The organism is Streptomyces sp. NPDC006551 (assembly GCF_040611675.1).
Lineage (GTDB): Bacteria > Actinomycetota > Actinomycetes > Streptomycetales > Streptomycetaceae > Streptomyces.
The window spans coordinates 134,537-155,004 of record NZ_JBEXOT010000006.1; the positions used below are offsets into that span (position 1 = coordinate 134,537).

General features: G+C 73.5%; 18 protein-coding genes and 1 pseudogene. 8 read left to right on the top strand and 11 right to left on the bottom strand.

All coding sequences use genetic code 11. The annotated features are described in order from the left end of the window. Window positions 1-118: 118 nt before the first annotated feature. The 5 genes from fabF to fasR form a co-directional block, all read right to left on the bottom strand. On the bottom strand, window positions 119-1,381 hold the full coding sequence (gene fabF, locus ABZY12_RS09460) for a beta-ketoacyl-ACP synthase II (protein ID WP_356888704.1): 1,263 nt from the start codon (window positions 1,379-1,381) through the stop codon (window positions 119-121). A gap of 79 nt (window positions 1,382-1,460) precedes the next feature. Beyond that, window positions 1,461-1,709, bottom strand: a complete 249-nt coding sequence (locus ABZY12_RS09465; RefSeq protein ID WP_215067269.1) for an acyl carrier protein — start codon at window positions 1,707-1,709, stop codon at window positions 1,461-1,463. 56 nt (window positions 1,710-1,765) lie between these two features. Next, on the bottom strand, window positions 1,766-2,797 hold the full coding sequence (locus ABZY12_RS09470; protein WP_356888705.1) for a ketoacyl-ACP synthase III: 1,032 nt from the start codon (window positions 2,795-2,797) through the stop codon (window positions 1,766-1,768). Window positions 2,798-2,813: 16 nt separating this feature from the next. Next, the gene (locus tag ABZY12_RS09475; protein ID WP_356888706.1) at window positions 2,814-3,734 is read right to left on the bottom strand and encodes an ACP S-malonyltransferase; all 921 of its coding nucleotides are present in this window, start codon (window positions 3,732-3,734) and stop codon (window positions 2,814-2,816) included. Window positions 3,735-3,823: 89 nt separating this feature from the next. Further along, window positions 3,824-5,005: a fatty acid biosynthesis transcriptional regulator FasR gene (gene fasR / locus ABZY12_RS09480; protein ID WP_356888707.1), complete on the bottom strand. Its 1,182-nt coding sequence runs from the start codon at window positions 5,003-5,005 to the stop codon at window positions 3,824-3,826. Between the two features lie 107 nt (window positions 5,006-5,112). Here fasR and ABZY12_RS09485 point away from each other — a divergent pair, with 107 nt between their 5' ends. Beyond that, complete coding sequence (locus ABZY12_RS09485) at window positions 5,113-5,769, top strand: pirin family protein (RefSeq protein ID WP_356888708.1); 657 nt, start codon at window positions 5,113-5,115, stop codon at window positions 5,767-5,769. Window positions 5,770-5,779: 10 nt separating this feature from the next. On the opposite strand, the gene ABZY12_RS09490 is transcribed toward ABZY12_RS09485, so the two are convergent. Beyond that, the gene (locus ABZY12_RS09490) at window positions 5,780-6,976 is read right to left on the bottom strand and encodes an Ig-like domain-containing protein (protein ID WP_356888709.1); all 1,197 of its coding nucleotides are present in this window, start codon (window positions 6,974-6,976) and stop codon (window positions 5,780-5,782) included. A 187-nt stretch (window positions 6,977-7,163) separates the two neighbouring features. Between ABZY12_RS09490 and ABZY12_RS09495 the strand changes: the two genes are divergently transcribed. From ABZY12_RS09495 to ABZY12_RS09515, 5 genes and pseudogenes are all read left to right on the top strand, one after another. Next, a complete protein-coding gene (locus tag ABZY12_RS09495; RefSeq protein WP_356888710.1) occupies window positions 7,164-8,339 on the top strand; it encodes a peptidoglycan bridge formation glycyltransferase FemA/FemB family protein in 1,176 nt (391 codons plus the stop codon). Between the two features lie 44 nt (window positions 8,340-8,383). Then, window positions 8,384-9,709 (top strand): annotated as a pseudogene (murJ, locus tag ABZY12_RS09500) (murein biosynthesis integral membrane protein MurJ); the annotation flags it as partial. A gap of 696 nt (window positions 9,710-10,405) precedes the next feature. After that, window positions 10,406-11,089: a response regulator transcription factor gene (locus tag ABZY12_RS09505; RefSeq protein ID WP_356888711.1), complete on the top strand. Its 684-nt coding sequence runs from the start codon at window positions 10,406-10,408 to the stop codon at window positions 11,087-11,089. Then, entirely contained in the window at window positions 11,086-12,540 is a 1,455-nt protein-coding gene (locus tag ABZY12_RS09510) for a HAMP domain-containing sensor histidine kinase (protein WP_356888712.1), read from the top strand. The genes ABZY12_RS09505 and ABZY12_RS09510 overlap by 4 nt, the downstream gene beginning before the upstream one ends. Next, window positions 12,537-13,271, top strand: coding sequence for a hypothetical protein (locus ABZY12_RS09515; protein WP_356888713.1), 735 nt, complete (start codon window positions 12,537-12,539; stop codon window positions 13,269-13,271). The genes ABZY12_RS09510 and ABZY12_RS09515 overlap by 4 nt, the downstream gene beginning before the upstream one ends. Here ABZY12_RS09515 and ABZY12_RS09520 read toward each other — a convergent pair. Then, a complete protein-coding gene (locus ABZY12_RS09520) occupies window positions 13,261-14,076 on the bottom strand; it encodes a serine hydrolase domain-containing protein (protein ID WP_356888714.1) in 816 nt (271 codons plus the stop codon). The genes ABZY12_RS09515 and ABZY12_RS09520 overlap by 11 nt on opposite strands. A gap of 52 nt (window positions 14,077-14,128) precedes the next feature. Here ABZY12_RS09520 and ABZY12_RS09525 point away from each other — a divergent pair, with 52 nt between their 5' ends. Both ABZY12_RS09525 and ABZY12_RS09530 read left to right on the top strand, forming a co-directional pair. Continuing rightward, window positions 14,129-14,542 (top strand): MerR family transcriptional regulator, encoded by a 414-nt coding sequence (locus ABZY12_RS09525; RefSeq protein WP_356888715.1) that lies wholly within the window; start codon window positions 14,129-14,131, stop codon window positions 14,540-14,542. 4 nt (window positions 14,543-14,546) lie between these two features. Beyond that, window positions 14,547-15,557, top strand: coding sequence for an aldo/keto reductase (locus tag ABZY12_RS09530; protein ID WP_356888716.1), 1,011 nt, complete (start codon window positions 14,547-14,549; stop codon window positions 15,555-15,557). A 67-nt stretch (window positions 15,558-15,624) separates the two neighbouring features. Here the strand turns inward: ABZY12_RS09530 and ABZY12_RS09535 are convergent, their stop codons facing one another. From ABZY12_RS09535 to ABZY12_RS09550, 4 genes are all read right to left on the bottom strand, one after another. Next, window positions 15,625-16,821, bottom strand: a complete 1,197-nt coding sequence (locus ABZY12_RS09535) for an acyltransferase (protein WP_356888717.1) — start codon at window positions 16,819-16,821, stop codon at window positions 15,625-15,627. Beyond that, window positions 16,818-17,798, bottom strand: coding sequence for an alpha/beta hydrolase (locus tag ABZY12_RS09540; protein ID WP_356888718.1), 981 nt, complete (start codon window positions 17,796-17,798; stop codon window positions 16,818-16,820). The genes ABZY12_RS09535 and ABZY12_RS09540 overlap by 4 nt, the downstream gene beginning before the upstream one ends. Before the next feature lie 654 nt (window positions 17,799-18,452). Next, window positions 18,453-19,139 carry a response regulator transcription factor gene (locus ABZY12_RS09545; RefSeq protein ID WP_356888719.1) on the bottom strand — a complete coding sequence of 229 codons (687 nt, stop codon included), beginning with the start codon at window positions 19,137-19,139 and terminating at the stop codon, window positions 18,453-18,455. After that, complete coding sequence (locus ABZY12_RS09550; protein ID WP_356888825.1) at window positions 19,136-20,371, bottom strand: histidine kinase; 1,236 nt, start codon at window positions 20,369-20,371, stop codon at window positions 19,136-19,138. Before ABZY12_RS09550 ends, ABZY12_RS09545 begins: the two co-directional genes overlap by 4 nt. Window positions 20,372-20,468: the final 97 nt, after the last annotated feature.

Here is a 20,468-nt window from a genome sequence, read left to right on the forward strand (position 1 = left end):
TCCTCGTGCGCCCCTCGCGACGCTTCGCGGGCTTCGGGGCGCTGTGCCGGACTCCGTCCGGCGGACATGGCGGAGGCCCGCCCCCGGGCCGGAGGCGGGCCTCGCACGTGACCGAGTGTCAGACCGTGCGGAACGCCAGCACGACGTTGTGGCCGCCGAAGCCGAACGAGTTGTTGATCGCGGCGATCGTGCCCTGCGGCAGGTCGCGCGGCTCGTCGCGGACGATGTCGGCGTCGACGTTCTCGTCCAGGTCGTCGACGTTGATCGTCGGCGGGGCGACCCGGTGGTGCAGCGCCAGGACCGTCGCGACGGTCTCGATGCCGCCCGCGCCGCCCAGGAGGTGACCCGTCATCGACTTCGTCGCGGAGATCGCGACATGGTCCAGGTCGTCGCCCAGGACCTTCCGCAGCGCCTTGATCTCGGCGACGTCGCCCTGCGGCGTCGACGTGGCGTGCGCGTTGAGGTGGACGACCTCGGACGGCTTGAGGTCCGTCGTGTCCAGCAGGTTCTGCATCGCGGCCGCGATGCCCCGGCCCGTCGGCTCGGGCTGCGCGATGTGGTGGCTGTCGGCCGACAGGCCCTGGCCGAGCACCTCGCAGTAGATCCGCGCGCCACGCGCCTTCGCGTGCTCCTCGGACTCGAGGATCACGACCCCGGCGCCCTCGCCGAGCACGAAGCCGTCACGGGCGGTGTCGTACGGACGCGAGGCCTTGGTGGGCTCGTCGTTGTTCTTGGACATCGCCATCATGTTGGCGAAGGCCGCGATCGGCAGCGGGTGGATCGCCGCCTCCGTGCCACCGGCCACGACCACGTCGGCCCGGCCGGTACGGATCATCTCGACGGCGTAGCCGATCGCCTCGGCGCCCGACGCGCACGCGGAGACCGGAGTGTGCACGCCCGCCTGGGCGTTCACCTCCAGACCGACGTTGGCGGAGGGGCCGTTCGGCATCAGCATGGGAACGGTGTGCGGGGAGACGCGGCGGACGCCCTTCTCCTTCAGCACGTCGTACTGGTCGAGCAGCGTCGTGACACCGCCGATGCCGGAGGCGATGACGGAGCCGAGCCGCTCGGGCGCGATCTTCTCGTCCTCACCGGCCGGAGCGGTGTAGCCCGCGTCGGCCCACGCCTCGCGGGCCGCGATCAGCGCGAACTGCGCCGAACGGTCCAGCTTGCGGGCCAGCGGACGGGGCAGAACCTCACCCGGGTCGACCGCGGCGGGCGCGGCGATCTGGACGGGCAGTTCGGCGAAGCGTTCACCCTCGAGGGGCTTGACGCCGGAGCGTCCCGCGATCAGACCTTCCCAGGTCGATGCGGAGTCGCCACCCAGCGGTGTGGTTGCGCCGAGACCGGTGACGACCACGGTGCGATTGGTCGAGCTCACAGGAATTCTTTCTCCACGTGTGTGATGGTCGAATGACGGCGCCACCGCCGGGTGGCAGACCGAGTCAGCAGGGGCCGAATCAGCCCTGGTGCTTCAGGATGTAGTCGGTCGCGTCGCCGACCGTCTTGAGGTTCTTGACGTCCTCGTCCGGGATCTTGACGTCGAAGCGCTCTTCGGCGGCGACAACGACCTCGACCATGGACAGCGAGTCGACGTCCAGGTCGTCGGTGAAGGACTTGTCCAGCTGGACGTCCTCGGCCGGGATGCCGGCGATCTCGTTCACGATCTCCGCGAGACCTTCGACGATCTCTTCCTGGGTGAAGGCCATGTTGGCGCTCCTTCTGTGATTGCTTCGGTAAGGGGCTTCCGGAGGATCCGGGGTGCCTAGGGGAGGGTAACGACCGTCGCGGCGTACACGAGACCCGCCCCGAAGCCGATGACGAGCGCGGTGTCGCCGCTCTTCGCCTGCCCGGTCGCCAGAAGCCGCTCCATCGCGAGCGGAATCGAGGCGGCCGAGGTGTTGCCGGTGGTCTCGACGTCACGGGCGACCGTCACGTGCTCCGGCAGCTTCAGAGTCTTCACCATCGAGTCGATGATCCGCATGTTCGCCTGGTGCGGGATGAAGACGTCCAGGTCGTCCGCCGTGATGCCGGCGGCGTCCAGCGCCTGCTGGGCGACCTTCGCCATCTCGAAGACGGCCCAGCGGAAGACCGCCTGGCCCTCCTGCGTGATGGCGGGGAACTTGATCTCGCCCTGCTCGTTGAGGGGCAGCTTCGAGACGTCGCCGACGTGGAACTCGTTCCACGGCACGGTCTGCTTGATCGTCTCGGACTTGTCGCCCTCCGAACCCCAGACCGAGGGGCCGATGTGCGGCTCGTCCGAGGGGCCGACGACGACCGCGCCGGCGCCGTCGCCGAACAGGAAGGCCGTCGCGCGGTCCTCCAGGTCGGTCAGGTCGCTGAGCCGCTCGACACCGATGACGAGGACGTACTCGGCGGAACCCTCGACGATCATGCCCTTGGCGAGCGTCAGGCCGTAGCCGAAGCCCGCGCAGCCGGCGGAGATGTCGAACGCGGCCGGCTTCCCGGCGCCGATCCGGTCGGCGATCTCGGTGGCCACGGCCGGGGTCTGCTTGAAGTGCGAGACCGTCGAGACGATCACGGCGCCGATCTGCTCGGGGTCGACCCCGGCGTCGGCGAGGGCCTTGCCCGAGGCCTCGACCGACATCGCGGCGACGGTCTCCTCGGGAGAGGCCCAGTGGCGGGTGGCGATACCGGAGCGCGAGCGGATCCACTCGTCGGACGAGTCGATCTTCTCGAGGATCACCTCGTTGGGCACGACCCGGGTCGGGCGGTAGCCGCCGACACCCAGGATCCGCGCGTACGGGGCGCCCTTGCTGGGCTTGATCTTCGACATGCTTCTCGGCTCCTTCTCAGGCTGCGCTTGCAGTCTCGGCGATCAGCGTGCGGGCCGCGTCGAGGTCGTCGGGGGTCTTCAGGGCCACCGTGCGGACACCCGGGAGCGCGCGCTTGGCGAGACCGGTCAGGGTGCCGCCGGGGCACACCTCGATCAGCGCGGTGGCGCCCAGCGCCTGGAAGGTATCCATGCACAGGTCCCAGCGGACCGGGTTGGCGACCTGGCCGACGAGACGCGCGATGATCTCCGCGCCCTCGGTGACGACCTGGCCGTCCTTGTTCGAGACGTAGCGCACGGTCGGGCCGGCGACGGTCAGCTCCTTCGCCGCCGCCTCCAGCTTCGCGACCGCGGGGGCCATGTGGTGCGTGTGGAACGCGCCGGCGACCTGGAGCGGGACGACCCGGCGGACGCCCTCGGGCTTGTCCTCCGCGAGGGCGGCGAGCTGCTCCAACGTTCCGGCAGCCACGATCTGGCCGGCGCCGTTCACGTTGGCCGGGGTCAGACCGAGCTTCTCGAGGTGCGGGACGGTCACCTCGGGGTCGCCGCCGAGCAACGCCGACATGCCGGTCTCGGTGATCGCGGCGGCCTCGGCCATCGCCAGACCACGCGTCCGTACGAGACGCAGCGCGGCGGTGTCGTCGAGGACACCGGCGAACGCGGCGGCGGTGATCTCACCGACGCTGTGACCGGCGACGGCGCCGGGGGCGCCCTCGCCGAGCGCGGCGGCGGACAGCAGGCCGGCCGCGACCAGCAGCGGCTGGGCGACGGCGGTGTCGCGGATCTCGTCCGCGGTGGCCTTCGTGCCGTAGTGGACGAGGTCGAGTCCGATGGCTTCGGACCAGCCCTCGACGCGGTCGGCGGCGCCGGGCAGTTCGAGCCAGGGGGTCAGGAAGCCGGGCGTCTGAGCGCCTTGGCCGGGAGCGACGAGTACGAGCACCCTCACACTCTCTCTTGCGGACGGTCCCGGGCGCCCGTGGGGACAAGGACGAAGAACCGTCGGGGGAATTGTTGGTGTTCGACAAAAGTCTAGGACTGCGGATCTCCGTCGGCCAAGCGCCCCAGGATCAGCGCGATCCGCAGCGTGAAGGCGGAACGGACATCGGAGGGTGACCAACCGGTGACGTCGGTCACACGTCGGAGCCGGTAGCGCACGGTGTTGGGGTGGACGAAGAGCATCCGCGCGGCGCCTTCGAGGCTGCTCGCCTGCTCCAGATAGACGCTCAGTGTTTCGAGGAGCGCCGATCCCGCTTCCTCCAGCGGTCTGTAGATCTCCTCCACCAGCTGTTCGCGAGCCGAGGGGTCGGAGGCGATCGCGCGCTCCGGCAGCAGATCGTCCGCGAGGACCGGGCGCGGGGCGTCCTGCCAGGCCGAACACGCCTTGAGTCCGGCGGCGGCCGCCTGCGCGGACCGGGTCGCGGCGAGCAGGTCGGGCACGACGGGCCCGGCGACGACCGGCCCCGCCGCGTACGGCCCGATCAGGGCCTTGGCGACCTGGAGCGGGTTGTCGTTGCCGCCGGCGATGACCACGAGCCGGTCGCCGAGGACGCCGGTCAGCACCTGGAGCTTGGCGTGCCGGGCGGCGCGGCGGATCGCCTCGACGGTCAGCTCGCTGTCGCCGTCGGGGGCCGTGCCGAGGACGACGCAGACGTGGTCGGGCGAGTTCCAGCCGAGGGCGGCGGCGCGGGAGACGGCGCCCTCGTCGGCCTCGCCGGAGAGGACGGCGTTGACGACGAGCGATTCGAGGCGTGCGTCCCAGGCGCCGCGTGCCTCGGCGGCCTGGGCGTAGACCTGGGCGGTCGCGAAGGCGATCTCACGGGCGTAGACGAGGAGCGCCTCACGCAGGACGGACTCGTCGCCGGGGGCGGCGACCTCCTCGATCGCGGTCTCCATCACCTCGATGGTGGTGCGGACCATCTCGACGGTCTGGCGCAGGGTGATCGCGCGCGTCAGTTCGCGGGGGGCGGTGCCGAAGACGTCGGTGGAGATGGCCTGCGGGGTCTCGGGATGCCGGAACCACTCGGTGAACGCGGCGATACCGGCCTGGGCGACCAGCCCGATCCACGACCGGTTCTCGGGCGGCATCGCGCGATACCACGGCAGCGTCTCGTCCATGCGGGCAATGGCGTTGGCGGCGAGCCGCCCGGAGGACTGTTCGAGGCGCTTCAGGGTCGCGGGGTGCGGATGAGCGGCGTTCGTGGGTTCAGGCACGGACCAAGGGTGCCTCATCGGGACGCCGATGTGCGGCCTGGGGGGTTGTGGGCCTTTGTCCCGCCGGGGCGGAACGGGTGGGCGCAGCGGATACCGTGACTGCCGTGATGAGCATTCAGCGTGCCGGGGACCGCTATCCCGGAGGAGACCCCGGCTCCGGGATCGAGACACGGCACGCGTTCTCGTTCGGGGCGCACTACGACCCCGACAACCTCCGCTTCGGCGCGATCCTCGCCTGCAACGAGGAGCGGCTCGCGCCCGGCGCCGGGTTCGACGAGCACCCGCACCGTCACACCGAGATCGTCACCTGGGTCGTCGAGGGCGAGCTGACCCACCACGACTCGGCCGGTCACACCACCGTCGTCCGCCCAGGGGACGTCCAGCGGCTCAGCTCCGCCGCGGGCGTACGGCACGAGGAGCGCAACGACGCCGACGTGCCGCTGGTCTTCGTCCAGATGTGGCTCGCGCCCCTGGAGCCGGGTGGCGACCCCTCGTACGAGATCGTGCGCGGGATCGCCGACTCGACCCCGTACGCGCTTCCGGAGGCGGCCGCGATGCTGCACGTCCGGCGCCTGGCGGCGGGCGAGCGGACCGCGGTCCCCGACGCCGACTTCCTGTACGCGCACGTCGTGCGGGGCACCGTCCGCCTCGACGGCGAGGAGCTCGCCCCCGGCGACGCGGCCCGCGTCACCGGAGCCGAGGACCTCGCACTCCTCGCGACCGCCGACGCGGAGGTCCTCCTCTGGGAGATGCGCGCGCCGTGAGGCGCGGGGATCAGCCGCCGAGCGCGCTCTTCGCCTTCCACTGCTCCCAGGTCAGGTTCCACGCGCCGTAGCCGTTGCCCGGAGCCACCGTGCCCTTGGTGTCCGCGCCGGTGATCTCGAACGGGTCGCCGACCCGGACCGCCGCGTAGAACGCCGACGCGTCGGCGTCGCTCATGCCGATGCAGCCCGAACTGCGGTTCGCGCGCCCGAACCACCTCGCGTTCCACGGTGCCGCGTGGGCGTACATCCCCGACCACGTCAGCCGCATCGAGTGGTCGACCATCTTGTCGTACGCGTCACCGAGCCCGACCGTCTCCGAGTTCATGTTGATCGTGCCCTCCTTCGCCATCAGCACCGCCGTCCCCCGCCACGACCGCTTGTCGCCGCCCGGCGTACCGCCCGAGACGGGGATCGTGCGCACCGTCCTGCCGTCCCGGACCAGGGCGAGCCGCTTGCGGTCGAGATCGACCTTGACGACCTGCGCCGCTCCGACGGTGAACCCGGTGCGGTAGTCCCGTACGAACCAGCCCCCGCCCGAGTCCGTCCCGTCGAGCCGCGCGTCGAGGGTCACGCGGGTCCCGGGCTTCCAGTACTCCTTGGGCCGCCAGTCCACCCGGTCCTTGCCCGACCAGTCCTTCAGCCAGCCCCAGGAACCGACCGTGCCGTTCGAGGTGGTCACCTTGAGGTGCTTCTCCACCTCCGCCTTGTGCGTCACCGGCCGGTCGAAGACGATCGACAGCGGATGCCCGATCCCCACCGTGGTGTCCTTCCCGGGCGCCAGCGTCAGCTTGTTGACCAGCGGCGCCTCCGGCGTCGAGAACGCCGACCGGCTCGTCGACTCCTTGCCGTCGGCGGTACGGGCCGTCGCCTCCACGCGGTACGAGGTGCCCGGCACCGCCTTGCGCTCCGAGACCCAGGACGTCCCGTCGGCGGCCGTGCGACCCGCGAGCACCCCGCCTTCGGCGTCCACGACCTTCACCGCCGTCAAGGTGCCGCCCGAGGCGGTGACCGTCACCGTCCGGCCGGCCGCCGGTTTCACCACGGTCACCTTCGCCGGGAGGGCCGGGCTCCCGGTGGCGCGGGGCGCGCCCACCGCCCCCGTCGGCTCGGCCGCCCCCGCCGTACAGGCGGTCAGGGCCGAACACAGTGCGACGGCCGCGACTACGGGGCGTATTCGGGCGCGCGGGCGCAGGCGTACGGGAATCACGGAAGCCTCCGGAAAAGTCGTGGGATGCCCGGACTGTAGGCCGCCGTACGCGCCCCCGGTGCCGTGTGACAAGGGCTGCAGAGGAATGGTCATCGTCCGGTCACATTCACCGCGCGGACCGGTCAAGGACGGCTGTGAGCATCCTGTGCGCCCCCCGACCGAGGGGCGGAACCAGGAGGCTCACGTTGTGTCAGCTCTGCTCGTGACGGCCGCACCGCACCGCGCCCCCATCAGCCCGGAGCCCCTCACCGCCGAGGCGTACCGCGCCTTCCTCACGAGGACCGGCGCCGGCGCCGGCTTCCTCCAACTGCCCTCCTGGGCCGCGGTCAAGGAAGGCTGGCGCCACCAACTCCTCGGATGGGGGCCGGCGTCCGGCGAACTCACCGGCGTCGCCCTCGTCCTGCTGCGCCCCTTCCCGGGCACCCGCAAGTACTTCGCCTACCTCCCCGAAGGGCCGGTCGCCGACTGGACCGACCCGGACATGGACGGCTGGCTCACCCCGCTGCTCGGCCATCTGCGGGCCGCCGGGGCCTTCGCCGTACGCATCGGGCCCTCGCCCGCCTTCCGCCGCTGGAACGCCGCCACCCTCAAGGCGAACACCGGGCCCGGCCGGCGTCTCGCCGACGTCCTCGCCGACGAGGTGGACCCGCTCGGCACCGCCGTCGCCGAACGGCTGCGGGCGCGGGGCTGGCGCCGTTGCGGCGGGGACTCCGCCGACGGCACGGACGGTGCCGACGCCCAGCCCCGCCACGTCTACCAGGTGCCCCTCGCCGGCCGCACCACCGACGACCTGTGGAACGGCCTCAACCAGGAGTGGCGGCGCAACGTCCGCAAGGCGCGCAAGGCGGGCGTCGAGGTCGTCGTCGGCTCCGCCGCCGACCTGCCCGACTTCTACCGCCTCCTGCGGATCACCGAGGAGCGCGACGGCTTCCGGCTCGGCCGCTCCCTCGCGTACTACGAACGCCAGTACGCGGTCCTGAACGCGGAGGAACCGGGCCGGATGAAGCTCTACCTCGCCCGCCACGAGGGCGAGATCCTCGCCGCCCACACGATGATCACCGTCGGCCGCCGCGTCTGGTACCAGACCGGCGCCAGCGCCGACCACCGCCGCGAGGTCCGTCCCTCCAACGCCCTGCAGTGGCGGATGATGCTCGACGCCCACGCCCTCGGCGCCCACGTCTACGACATGCGCGGGATACCCTCCACCCTTGATCCGGACGTCCGTGCCCACGGTCTGCTGCGCTGGAAGCTCGGCACGGGCGGGCAGGCCGTCGAGACGCTGGGGGAGTGGGAGACACCCATGGACGGCACGACCAACCACACGCTGTACCGCGCCTTCCAGGCGTACCTGGCCCGTCGGTGACGGCCGTCCTCGCGGAGCGCCCGACGGAGCGCCGGGCCCCGTCCGTGCTGCGCAGCGGCGCGCTCATGGCCGCCGGCTCGCTCGTCTCGCGCGCCACCGGCTTCGTCCGCTCGGCGGTCGTCGCCGCCGCCCTCGGCACCGGGCTCGTCGCCGACGGCTACTCCGTCGGCAACTCCGTCCCCACCATCGTGTACATGCTGCTGCTCGGCGGCGCGCTCAACGCGGTCTTCGTACCGGAGCTGGTCAAGGCCGCGAAGGAGCACGAGGACGGCGGCGCCGCCTACACCGACCGGCTGCTGACCGTCTGCGTTCTCGCCCTCGCCGCGCTCACCGCGGGCGCGGTGTACGCGGCGCCCGCGATCGTCGAGGCGTACACCGGCTACACCGGCGCGCAGGCGTCCATGACGGTCGCCTTCACCCGGTACTGCCTGCCGCAGATCTTCTTCCTCGGGCTGTTCACGCTGCTCGGGCAGGTGCTCAACGCGCGCGGCCGGTTCGGCGCGATGATGTGGACGCCGGTCCTCAACAACGTGGTCGTCGTGGCCGTCTTCGGGCTGTACCTCGCCGTCACCGACAGCGGCGAGCTCACCGCCGGCGAGACGGCGCTGCTCGGCTGGGGCACCACCGCCGGCATCGCGCTCCAGGCCCTCGCGCTCGTGCCGTCGCTGCGCGCCGCCGAATTCCGCTGGCGGCCCCGCTTCGACTGGCGCGGCAGCGGGCTGGCGGCGCCGCTGCGGTCGGCCGGCTGGCTGGTGCTGCTCGTCCTCACGAACCAGGCCGCGTACTGGCTGACGACCCGGATCGCCACCGCGGCCGGCCGTGTCGCCGAGGGCGCCGGCCTCGCCGCGTACAACAACGCCTACCTGCTGTGGGCCGTGCCGCACGGCATCGTCACCGTCGCCCTGGTCACCGCGCTGCTGCCCCGCATGAGTGCGGCGGCGGCGGACGGCGACCACGCGCGGGTGCGGCGGGACGTGTCGTACGCACAGCGCACCAGTGCGGCGGCGATCGTGCCTGCGGCGTGCGCCCTGTTCGCGCTGGCGGTGCCGCTGATGGCCCTCGTCTTCCAGTACGGCAGGACCGACGCGGAGGCGGTCCGGTCGATGGCCTGGATCCTGATGGCCCTCGCGCCCGGCCTGATCGCCCTGTCGGGCCAGTACGTCTGCACCCGCGCCTTCTACGCCCTGCGCGACACCCGCACCCCCTTCCTTCTGAACCTCGTCATCGCCGCACTCAACGCCACCCTCTCCCTGACGGCCGCGACCCTCCTCCCCGCCCGCTGGACGGTGACGGGCCTGTCCCTCGGCTACTCCACGGCCCTGTGGGCGGGTTGGGCCCTCACGGCGTACGTCCTGCGCCGCCGCCTGGCACGGCTCGCGACGGGCGAGGCGGGCCCGGCGGGGGTGGCGTGCGTGGCGAACGCCTCGGCGCCGACGGCGGGTGCGGGTGCGGTTCCGGCGGCCGGGCAGGCGGGCGGCCCGACGGGCGCGTCCGCGGGTGCGGTTCCGGCGGACGGGTGGCCGCCGGTTGCCGGTGTCCCGGCCGGGCCGGCCGGTCGGCCGACTGCCGGAGACGGCCCGGCGCCCGGGGCCGCCGACGACGGTACGGCACCGGGCGCCGCCCCGGCCGTCGCGGCGCCGGCCACCTCGGCGGGTGCGGGAGCGCCGGACGGCCCGGCGGTTGCGGCGCCCTACGCCTGGCCGGCGGCGGGCGGCCCGGGTGCCAGTGCCGACGGCGGCGGTACGGCACCGGGCGTCGCCCCCGCCGTGCACCCGGTGCCGGGAGCGTCCGGGGTCGAGGGCCGCGGTGATGGGCGGGCGCTCGCGCGGCTGCTGGTCGCGGCCGTGCCGGCGGCCGGCTTCGCGGTCGGGGTCGTCGACGCCGTCGCGCCGGCGGGTCCGCTCGCCGCAGGCGGGGCCGGGGCGGCGACGATCCTCGCCGTCTTCGCCGGCCTCGCCCGCCCCCTCCGCCTCACCGAGCTCCAGACCCTCCTGACCACCGCCGCCGGACGCCTGCGCCCCCGCCGCTGACGGCCGGCTCCCCCCACCCTTGGGATACTCCACACCATGCCTCGCGTCCTCCTCATAGAAGACGACCCCTCCGTACGCGAAGGGGTCGAACTGGGTCTGCGCCGCCGCGGGCACGAGGTCCGCACCGCCGCGACCGGCGAGGCGGGTCTCGCCGCCCTCGACGAGTTCCGGCCGGATCTGCTGCTGCTCGACCTGATGCTCCCCGGCATGAACGGGGTCCAGGTCTGCCGCCGGGTCCGCGAGAACAGCCAACTGCCGATCATCATGCTCACCGCGCGCGGCGACGACTTCGACGTGGTCGTGGGCCTGGAGGCCGGCGCCGACGACTACATCGTCAAGCCCGCCCGTACCGAGGTCATCGAGGCCCGCATCCGCGCCGTGCTCCGCCGCATCGAGGAGCCGGGGACCGGCCGGCCGGCCGTCGAGTTCCACGGCGATCTCGCCGTCGACCGGGCCGGACTCACCGTCGCCAAGTCGGGCGAACGCCTCGCCCTCGCCCCCTCCGAGCTGAAGCTCCTCCTCCACCTCAGCGCCGCGCCCGAGCAGGTCTTCAGCCGCCAGCAGCTCCTCGAACACGTCTGGGAGCACAGCTACCACGGCGACGCCCGCCTCGTGGACGCCTGCGTCCGCCGCCTCCGCACCAAGATCGAGGACCCCTCCGGCGCCCCCCGCTACATCCAGACCCTGCGCGGCTTCGGCTACCGCTTCGGCCCGCTGTGAGCCGCCGCGCCCTGCGGCCACGCCGCGTCCGAAGCCGCGCCTTCGGGCTGCGCACGCGGCTCGTCCTCGCCTTCCTCCTCGTCGCCGCCGTGGGCTGCGGCACCACCGCCGCCCTCACCTACCGCGCCGCCCGCAACGCCATCCTCGAACAGGCCCAGGACACCGCCGTGTCCGCCTTCCGCGAGCAGGTCGAGGTCCTCGGCATCCAGCTGCCCGTCGACGCCGAGTCCCTGCGACCGGTCCTCCAGCACATCGCCCGGCAGGGCAAGCCCCGCACCTGGCGCGTCTACGCGGAGTACGGCTCGCTGCGCGTCTCCTCCACCGACCGCCCGACCTCCACCGTCATCACCGCCGAACTCCGCGCCCGCGCCCGGGCCTCCGTGCAGGGCAGCTTCCAGCGGGTGGTCAAGGACGGCCGGCCCTATCTCACCGTCGCCGTACCCGCCGTCTTCAGAACGGGGGCCAGCAGCGACAGCCTGCACCGCACCGGCCTCGTCTTCTACGCCGTCATGGACCTCGACGCCGAGGAGTCCAACGTCGAGGCGATGGTCCTCGCCGCCCGCGACGGCGCCCTGCCCGCCCTCGCCATCGCCCTCATCCCCGCTCTGCTCGCCGCTCGCAGTGTCCTGCGCCCGGTCAGGGAGCTGCGCCGGGCCGCCGACTCCATGGGCCAGGGCCGGCTGGACACCCGCATCCACGCCAAGGGCAGTGACGAACTCTCCGATCTCGCCCGCACCTTCAACGAATCCGCCGCCGCACTCGAACGCTCCGTCGTCGAACTCCAGCACGCCGAGGCCCGCGCCCGCCGCTTCGCCTCCGACGTCTCCCACGAACTGCGCACCCCGCTCGCCGGCATGCTCGCCGTCACCGAGGTGCTCGACGAGGACGCCGCCGGCCTCGACACGGACACGGCCCGGGCGGTACGGCTGATCAGCGCCGAGACCGGCAAACTCGCCGTGCTCGTGGAGGACCTCATGGAGATCTCCCGCTTCGACGCGCGCGCCGCCGAGCTCCACACCGACGAGGTGGACGCCGCCGACTGCGTCCGCAAGACCCTCCAGCACCGCCACTGGACCGACCCGTCGCTCGTCCGCACCGAGCTGCCCGACGGCGTGCGCGCCCGCCTCGACCCGCGCCGCTTCGACGTCGTCGTCGCCAACCTCATCGGCAACGCGCTGCGCCACGGGAAGCCGCCGGTGACGGTACGGGTGTACACCGAGGGCGGCCTGCTGGTGACCGAGGTCGCCGACCGGGGGCCGGGCCTCGCCGACGAGGTCCTGCCGCACGTCTTCGACCGCTTCTTCAAGGCCGACCCCGCCCGCACCCGCTCCGCCGGCAGCGGACTCGGCCTCGCCATCACCCTGGAGAACGTCCGGCTGCACGGCGGCACGGTCACCGCCGGGAACCACCCCGACGGCGGTGGCCTCTTCACCGTTCGGATCCCGCTGTGAGGCGCGGGAGGCGGCTGGCCGCCGCCCTCGCGGGCACACTCGCGCTGGCCGGCTGCGGTATCCGGGAGACCGACGTCGTGGAGGCCGGCGGGCCGGCGACCGTCGCCGTCGTGCCGGTCCCCCAGAGCCGGATGCTCCTCTTCTTCGTGGACGCCGACGGCCGGCTGATGCCGGTCGCCCGTGAGAGGGGCTGGCCCCTCGACGGACTGGGGGAGGAGTACGAGCTGGGGCCGGACGTGGCCCCCGAATACCGCCGCGGTGGCGGGCTCATCGCCGCCAAGACGCTCGCCGCCCTGCTCGCCGGACCGAACGAGGACGACCGGGCCGCCGGTCTGTCCACCCGGCTGTCCCCGGTCGGCAAGGAGGGCCAGATCACATCGAAGGCCGACAAGGGCGGCCCGGGCGGCAGTCTCCGGCTACGGGTCGACGTCTCCTTCGCCCTCGACGGACTCGACGGCACCGCGCTGCGCCAGCTGGTGTGCACCGCGGCCTACGCCGAGGACATCGACGGCCGCGCCTCCGTCGTCCTGAGCGGTCCCGGCGGCACGCTGCCCGAGGACCGCTGTGACGATCTGCTGGTCGGCGCGCCCTCGTCGACACAGCCGGGCACCTCTCCGCAGCCCTCCGGCACCGATGGCACCTCTCCGCAGCCCTCCGGCACCGATGGCGCCGCCACGACCGCCCGACCGCCCGGCGCGACGGGCGCGCCCTCGGCCTCCCCTACGCCCTGAGCTCGGCCAGCACAGCGTCCGTGAACGGCGGCCACGCCTCCACCGCCCACGGGCCGAAGGCCCGGTCGGTCAGCGCCACGCACGCGGCCCGCGCGTCCGGGTCGATCCACAGGAACGTGCCCGACTGGCCGAAGTGCCCGAACGTACGCGGGGAGGACGAGGCCCCCGTCCAGTGCGGCGACTTGGAGTCCCGGATCTCGAAGCCGAGCCCCCAGTCGTTGGGCTTCTGATGGCCGTAGCCCGGCAGGATGCCGGTCAGGCCGGGGTACGTCACCGTCATCGCGTCGAGCACCGTGCGGGCGTCGAGCAGCCGGGGCGCCTGCACCTCCGCCGCGAACCGCACCAGGTCGTCGACGGTCGACACCGCGTCCTTGGCGGGAGAGCCCTCCAGCGTCGTCGACGTCATGCCCAGCGGTTCCAGGACCGCCTGGTGGAGGTAGTCGGCGAACGGGATGTCCGTGGCCTTGGCGACATGGTCGCCGAGCGCCTCGAAGCCGCTGTTGGAGTAGATCCGGCGCGCACCCGGCGCGGCCATGACCTTCGGCTCGTCGAAGGCGAGGCCCGAGGTGTGGGCCAGCAGGTGCCGGACGGTCGCGCCCTCGGGCCCGGCCGGCTCGTCGAGGTCGATCGCCCCCTCCTCGTACGCGACGAGGACGGCGTACGCCGCGAGCGGCTTGGTGACGGAGGCGAGCGGGAACCGCTGCCCGGTGGGGCCGTGGGACCCGGCCAGGGTGCCGTCCGCGCGGACGACGGCGGCGGCCGCGGTGGGGACGGGCCAGTTCTCGATCAACGCCAGGCTCTGCATGTGGCCGAGCCTACTTGCTTGGAGTGCACTCCAAGGTTCTAGCGTGGAGGCCATGAGCGTGATCGCAGGCACCATCTCGCAGGACCCCGCGTTTCCGCGGCCGGACGGTCAGGACCGCTACACGATCAGCGAGGTGGCCGCCTGGACCGGGCTCTCGGCGCACACCCTGCGCTGGTACGAGCGGATCGGGCTGATGCCGCACGTCGACCGTTCGCACACCGGCCAGCGGCGCTTCACCAACCGCGACCTGGGCTGGCTGACCTTCGTCGGCAAGCTCCGGCTGACCGGGATGCCGGTCGCCTCGATGGTCCGGTACGCGGAGCTGGTCCGGGAGGGCGACCACACCTTCGCCGAACGGCGCGAGCTCCTGGAGACCACCCGGCGGGACGTGCTGTCCCGGATCGAGGAACTCCACGACACGCTCGCCGTTCTGGACCTCAAGATCAGTCACTACGGGAAGGCATGACCCGATGAGCAGGATTTCCACGGTCCGGCTGGGCACGGACGGACCGGAGATCGGCGTCCAGGGCTTCGGTGCCATGGGCATCAGCGAGTTCTACGGCGACACCGACGAGGCCGCCGCCCGCGACACCCTCGACGCGGCCCTGGAGGCCGGTGTCACCCTGATCGACACCGCGGACGTGTACGGGCAGGGGGCCAACGAGGAGTTCCTGGCCCCGTTCGTCGCCGCGCACCGCGACGAGATCGTCCTCGCCACCAAGTTCGCGATCGAGCGCCGCGCCGACGACCCGCACTACCGGGGGATCAACAACGACCCCGCGTACATAAGGAAGTCCGCCGAGGCCAGCCTGCGCCGTCTCGGCGTCGACACCATCGACCTCTACTACATGCACCGGCGGAGCCCGGACGTCCCGCTCGCCGAGTCGGTCGGCGCGATGGCGGAGCTGGTACGAGAGGGCAAGGTGCGCCACCTCGGCCTGAGCGAGGTCACGGGCGCGGAGTTGCGGGAGGCGTACGCCGTGCATCCGATCGCCGCGCTGCAGTCGGAGTGGTCGCTGTTCTCGCGCGACGTGGAGCGCAGCGCCGTCGGCGCGGCGGCGGATCTCGGCGTCACCTTCGTGCCGTACTCCCCGCTCGGCCGGGGCTTCCTGACCGGTGCCTTCGTGGACGCCTCGAAGGACCTGTCGGGCAGCGACTTCCGCCAGTACCAGCCCCGCTTCACGGGGGAGAACGCGGAGCGGAACGCGGCGCTCCTCGCGCCGGTCCTGAAGATCGCGGCGGCGCACGGGGCGACGGCCGCGCAGATCGCCCTCGCCTGGGTGCAGCAGCGGTCCTCGGTGCACGGTCTGACGGTCGTCCCGATCCCCGGCACCCGCAAGCGCGCCCGCCTGGAGGAGAACGCGGCGGCCACCCGGATCACGCTGACGGAGGCGGAGCTCGCGGAACTGGAGCCGATCGCCGCCGAGGTGGCGGGGGACCGGTACCCGGACATGAGCTTCACCTCGGCGGCGCGGGAGTAACGCCCGCCGGGGACCGGCGCGTTGGCAGACCCTCGCACGACCCCGGCGTGAACCGTGCGCGGCTGCCTCACGCCAGCCCCAGGGCGAAGACCGCGAAGCCCGCCGCGAGGAGTCCCGCCGCCGCCCGCCGCGCCGTGCCGGTCCGCGTCCACGGGGACTCGAAGCCGCGCGCGTACCGCCCGACGAGAACGAGCAGTCCGGCGAAGAGCGGCATCCAGGCCAGCCGGGCGGCGATCCAGCCGACGGTGTCGGGCGCGCCGACCAGACCGGGGATCTCACCCACGTACGAGGCGGGGATCGCGGCGGCGAGCATCGCCGTCTGGTGCCAGCACAGGATCGTCATCGCCGACAGGTTGATCACGACGACCGGCGCCCACAGCGCGGGCCGCTTCAGCAGTTTCCCGAGCCGGTCCCGCAGGAGGATCGCGGCGCCGCTCTGCGTGGCGGCGAGGGCGAGGACGAGCAGCGACGGCGGGTGGGAGTTGGTACGGGCCTCGCCGGGGACGCCGACCATCGAGGCGGGGTACCCGAAGACGAGGAGCAGGGCGGCGAAGAGCGCCCCGCCGCCGAGCAGCAGGCCCCAGGCGTGCCGCCGGGTGATCCGGCCCTCGGCCCACGAGACGCCGAGCTGGTAGGCGAAGAGCCAGCCGGGGAGGATGTTGAGCGCACTCAGCCAGGACGGCACCGCCTCGGCGTACGGCCCGTAGCGCAGGAGGTCGACGACGGCGACGGAGCCGAGCAGCGGGGCGGCCGCCCAGGCGCCCAGCCGGCGGGCGGCCCGGACGCAGAGCGGGGTGAGGGCGGTGACGATCGTGTACACGCCGACGAACCAGAGCGGCTGGATGACGAGCGTGGACGCCGTCCGCAGGGTGTCGCCGGGGACCCCGAACCCATGGTGCAGCAGCGGCAGCAGCAGAGCCCAGACGGCGGTGACGCCGAGGACGGGGCGGCCGAGGCGCGCGAGGCGCGCCTTGAGCCAGTCGCCGGTGGAGCCCTTCCGTCCGGCGTACGACAGGACGGAGGCGTAGCCGCCGACGAGGAAGAAGATCCCCAGCATCTGGAGGATCCAGCTGACCGGGGCGAGTCCGCCGAAGGCCGAGAGCGGGCTGGCGTTGTGCAGGGCGCCGTCGGAGGAGAGGGTGAAGCCGCCGAGGAGCCAGTGCCCGGTCGGTACGGCGAGCAGGGCGAGGGCGCGCAGGCCGTCCACGGCCCGGTCGCGGTGGGCCGGCGTCCGGCCCTCGATCTTCTCGGCGAGGCGGTTCATCGGACCTCACCCCGGGCGATGGCGGCGAAGGTACGGAGGGAACCGGTGCCGGGCGCGAAGTAGCCGTCGTGGCCCCGTGCGTCGTCGGCGGGGACCCGGCGGGCGCCGAAGGCGGGGTCGGTGGGGTCCTCGCCGTGGCCGAGCCCCGCGAACCGGACGTTCGGGACCTTGCCGATCCAGTCGGAGGGGTCCTTGGCGGCCCAGACCCGGGCGGGGGTGCGCAGCTCGCGGACGTTGTCGGCGCGCATGCCGGGGGAGGCGAGAACGACGAGGTCCTTGGCCTTCAGGTCGTGGGCGGCGAGGCCGCAGACGACGGAGCCGTAGCTGTGGCAGAAGACGGCCGGCTCGGCGGCGCCGACGGCGTCGAGCCCGTCGGCGAGGCGGGTCAGCCGCTCGGCCCCGGCCTCGGCGAGCTTCCCGGTGGCGGCGTCGACGCCGACGCCGACGGGGGTCGTGTAGCCCGCCCAGGCGACGACGGCGGTGTCGTCGCCCGCGGCGCGGCGCAGGGCGTCGGCCTTGTCGGTGAGGGGCGTGATGTTTGCGGCGTCGATGTCGGACCCGGGTACGACGACGGCGACGTGCTCGGCCCTGGCCAGGTCCCCCTGGACGAGGGCGACCTGCCCCCGGCCACGGGGGTCGTAGGCGAGGATCTGGCGCCCGGCGTAACGGGATCCCGCGGTCAGGGCGTTGGCCTCGTACCGAAGGGGAAGGGGTGCGCCGTCGAGGTTCCCGACGACGGAGGGGTGCGCGCGGACGAGTTCACGCTGCCGGGCCGGGCCCAACCCCCGGAAGTACGCGGCGACCTGCGCGGCCGTCATCCGCGCCGGATCGGGCAGCCCCTCCGCCCGCCAGGCCTCCGTCCCGACCGGCACCCCGGTCACGGCCTGCTGCGCACTCCCGGACGCCCACCCGGCCGTCCCGGTCACCACCGTGGTGGTGAGCGCGACGGTGACCAGGGTCCTCGCATAGCGGCGCATAGCCTGCCCTCCCTCTTCCTGTCTCTCGTTCGTGGCGAGAGGAAGGTAGGAAGGTCATGGGTGACGGCACGTCACACCGGAGCGCCAACTCCGCGCTGCTACCCCAGTAGGGGGTGTACGGGGCGCGAACCCCCGCGCGGGGGTGAGGATTTCCCCAGGAGAAACCGTCATGCGAGCGCCCCGACGCCGACCGCGGCTGCCGGGTGGGGGCGTTTGTGACGGGGTGCTCGGGCGGGGCTTCTGCCCGCCTTGGGGGCCCGCCCGGGCGCCACGTACGCCCCGAGGCGAGGCCCCGCAAACTCGGTGCGCCGATCGGCGCCGCTTCGGGGGACTGGGGCCTTCCGTCAGGGCCCCGCCGCGCACTCGGGGCGCGAGTCCGAGGCCGCGCGCATCGGTGCGCCGCAGAGTGGCGCCGCTTCGGGGTGCCGGGGCCTTCCGCGACGGTCCCACCGCCCACTCGGGGCGCGAGTCCGAGGCCGCGCGCATCGGTGCGCCGCAGGGTGGCGCCGCCCCGGCGCGCCCGGGGGTACGGGGGCGCAGCCCCAGGTCCCGTCAGGGTTTCGGAAAGGGGCGGGGTGGGGGAGAGGCCCCCGCGCGGCGGCCGCCGGCCCCGCGCGCCGCCGGCCGCGTCAGCGCCCCGCGCCGCCGGCCGCGTCAGCGCCCCGCGTCCCCCGGCGTGACCAGCCCCGACTCGTACGCGAAGATCACCGCCTGCGCCCGGTCCCGCAGATCCAGCTTCGCCAGCACCCGCCCGATGTGCGTCTTCACCGTCTGCTCGGCGAGCACCAGACGCGCCGCGATCTCCTGGTTCGACAGCCCCCGCGCGATGAGCTCCAGCACCTCCGTCTCGCGCGGCGTCAGGCCGTTGAGCCGCAGTGCCGCCCGGTCCGCCCGCGGCGCCGGCCGCGACGCGGCGAAGTCGGCGATCAGGCGGCGCGTCACCGACGGCGCCAGGAGCGCCTCGCCCCCCGCCACCACCCGCACCGCCGCGATCAGGTCCGCCGGCGGCGCGTCCTTCAGCAGGAAGCCCGACGCCCCCGCGCGAAGCGCCTCGTACACGTAGTCGTCCACGTCGAACGTGGTCAGCATCAGCACCCTCGGCACGTGCACCACACCCACCGGCGGCGAGAGGACCTCCCGCGCGGCCGCGAGCCCGTCCATCTCCGGCATCCGTACGTCCATCAGCACCACGTCCGGACGCGTCGACCGGGCCACCTCCACGCCCGCCCGCCCGTCCGGCGCCTCGCCCACCACGTCGATGTCGGCCTGCGCCGCGAGCAGCGCGGCGAACCCCGCCCGCACCATGGCCTGGTCGTCGACGATGATCACGCGGATGGTCACGGGCGTTCGTCCTTCGTACGCAGCGGGAGCCTGGCCGCGACCCGGAAGCCGCCGTCCGGCAGCGGCCCGGCGTCCAGCGTGCCGCCGGTCAACCGTACGCGTTCCCGCATCCCGACCAGCCCGTGGCCGGTCTCCGTCCCGCCCTCCAGCGGCGAAGTGCGCCCGGGCACGGGGGCGTTGACGACGAGCACGTCCAGCCAGTCGTCCTCCGCGCGGACCGACACCCGGGTCCGCGCCCCCGGCGCGTGCCGCACCACGTTGGCCAGCGCCTCCTGCACGATCCGGTACGCCGACAGGTCCACCGCCTGCGGCACCTCGCTGAGACCCCGGAGGTCCGCCGCCATCGACAGCTCGGCCGGCACCCCCGCCCGTACCGTCGCCTCGATCAACTGCTGCAGCCGGTCGAGCCCCGGCTGCGGGGCCCGCTCTCCCTCCGTGCCCTCGTTGCGCAGCACCACGAGGAGCCGTCGCATCTCGGCGAGCGACTCCCGCGCGCTCGCCGCGATCGAGGTGAACTCCTCCCGCGCCGCCTCCGGCAGGCCGGGGATCCGGTACGGCGCCGAGTCCGCCTGGACAGTGATCACCGACATGTGGTGGGCGACGACGTCGTGCAACTCCCGTGCGATGCGGGCCCGCTCCTCCAGGAGGGTGGTGCGTGCCCGTTCCTCCGCCGTCCGGCGCTCGGCGTCGCCGCGCTCGCGGAGCGTCGCCGTGATGAGCAGGACGACGCCGCTCAGCACGAAGAGGAGGATGTGGATGCCGTCAGTGTGCTGCCGCGAGAGCAGTTCGAAGAGGAACCCGGCGGCGCCGGTCACCAGCCACACCCCCAGCAGCGCCCGGCGCGACTCGCGCAGGCCGAGGGCGAGCATCAGGGCGAGGTAGCCGATGACGACCATCGGCGTCCACGGCCAGGAGCGCCCGTCGAGGCCGTCCGCCGGGAGCATCAGCAGCGCGCCGGCGATGTCGGCGGTCCCGATGATCCACCACGCCTGGAGGGGGCGGGTCACGGCGAGCAGCAGCGGCGCGGCCTGGGCGGTGGCGAGGGCACCGGCGAGGGCGCCGTTGACCTGGTAGTCCTGGGCGAGGACCGTGATGGTGACGGGGAGCAGCGTGGCGACGAAGGCGAAGGCCACCCCGTAGGGAAGCAGCCGCAGCCAGCGCTTCCGCGCCTGGGCGAGCAGCGGGGCGCCCGGCTGGGTGGGCGTCGCGAGCGCCACGCCGAGCGCCTGCATGACGTCCCGGGCGGGGGAGAGGAGACGGGCGGCGCGCGCGGCGCGGGACGGGAGTCCGGCGGAGTCCGGGAGCGTGGTGTCAGGGGTGTCGGTACGC

Coding starts and splice junctions, on each gene's coding strand:
- ABZY12_RS09540 (WP_356888718.1), bottom strand. CDS start 17,798: ATGCGCCGCTATGCGAGGACCCTGGTCACCGTCGCGCTCACCACCACG.
- ABZY12_RS09465 (WP_215067269.1), bottom strand. CDS start 1,709: ATGGCCTTCACCCAGGAAGAGATCGTCGAAGGTCTCGCGGAGATCGTG.
- ABZY12_RS09525 (WP_356888715.1), top strand. CDS start 14,129: ATGAGCGTGATCGCAGGCACCATCTCGCAGGACCCCGCGTTTCCGCGG.
- ABZY12_RS09470 (WP_356888705.1), bottom strand. CDS start 2,797: ATGTCGAAGATCAAGCCCAGCAAGGGCGCCCCGTACGCGCGGATCCTG.
- ABZY12_RS09535 (WP_356888717.1), bottom strand. CDS start 16,821: ATGAACCGCCTCGCCGAGAAGATCGAGGGCCGGACGCCGGCCCACCGC.
- ABZY12_RS09505 (WP_356888711.1), top strand. CDS start 10,406: ATGCCTCGCGTCCTCCTCATAGAAGACGACCCCTCCGTACGCGAAGGG.
- ABZY12_RS09530 (WP_356888716.1), top strand. CDS start 14,547: ATGAGCAGGATTTCCACGGTCCGGCTGGGCACGGACGGACCGGAGATC.
- ABZY12_RS09550 (WP_356888825.1), bottom strand. CDS start 20,371: ATGCAGGCGCTCGGCGTGGCGCTCGCGACGCCCACCCAGCCGGGCGCC.
- ABZY12_RS09485 (WP_356888708.1), top strand. CDS start 5,113: ATGAGCATTCAGCGTGCCGGGGACCGCTATCCCGGAGGAGACCCCGGC.
- ABZY12_RS09520 (WP_356888714.1), bottom strand. CDS start 14,076: ATGCAGAGCCTGGCGTTGATCGAGAACTGGCCCGTCCCCACCGCGGCC.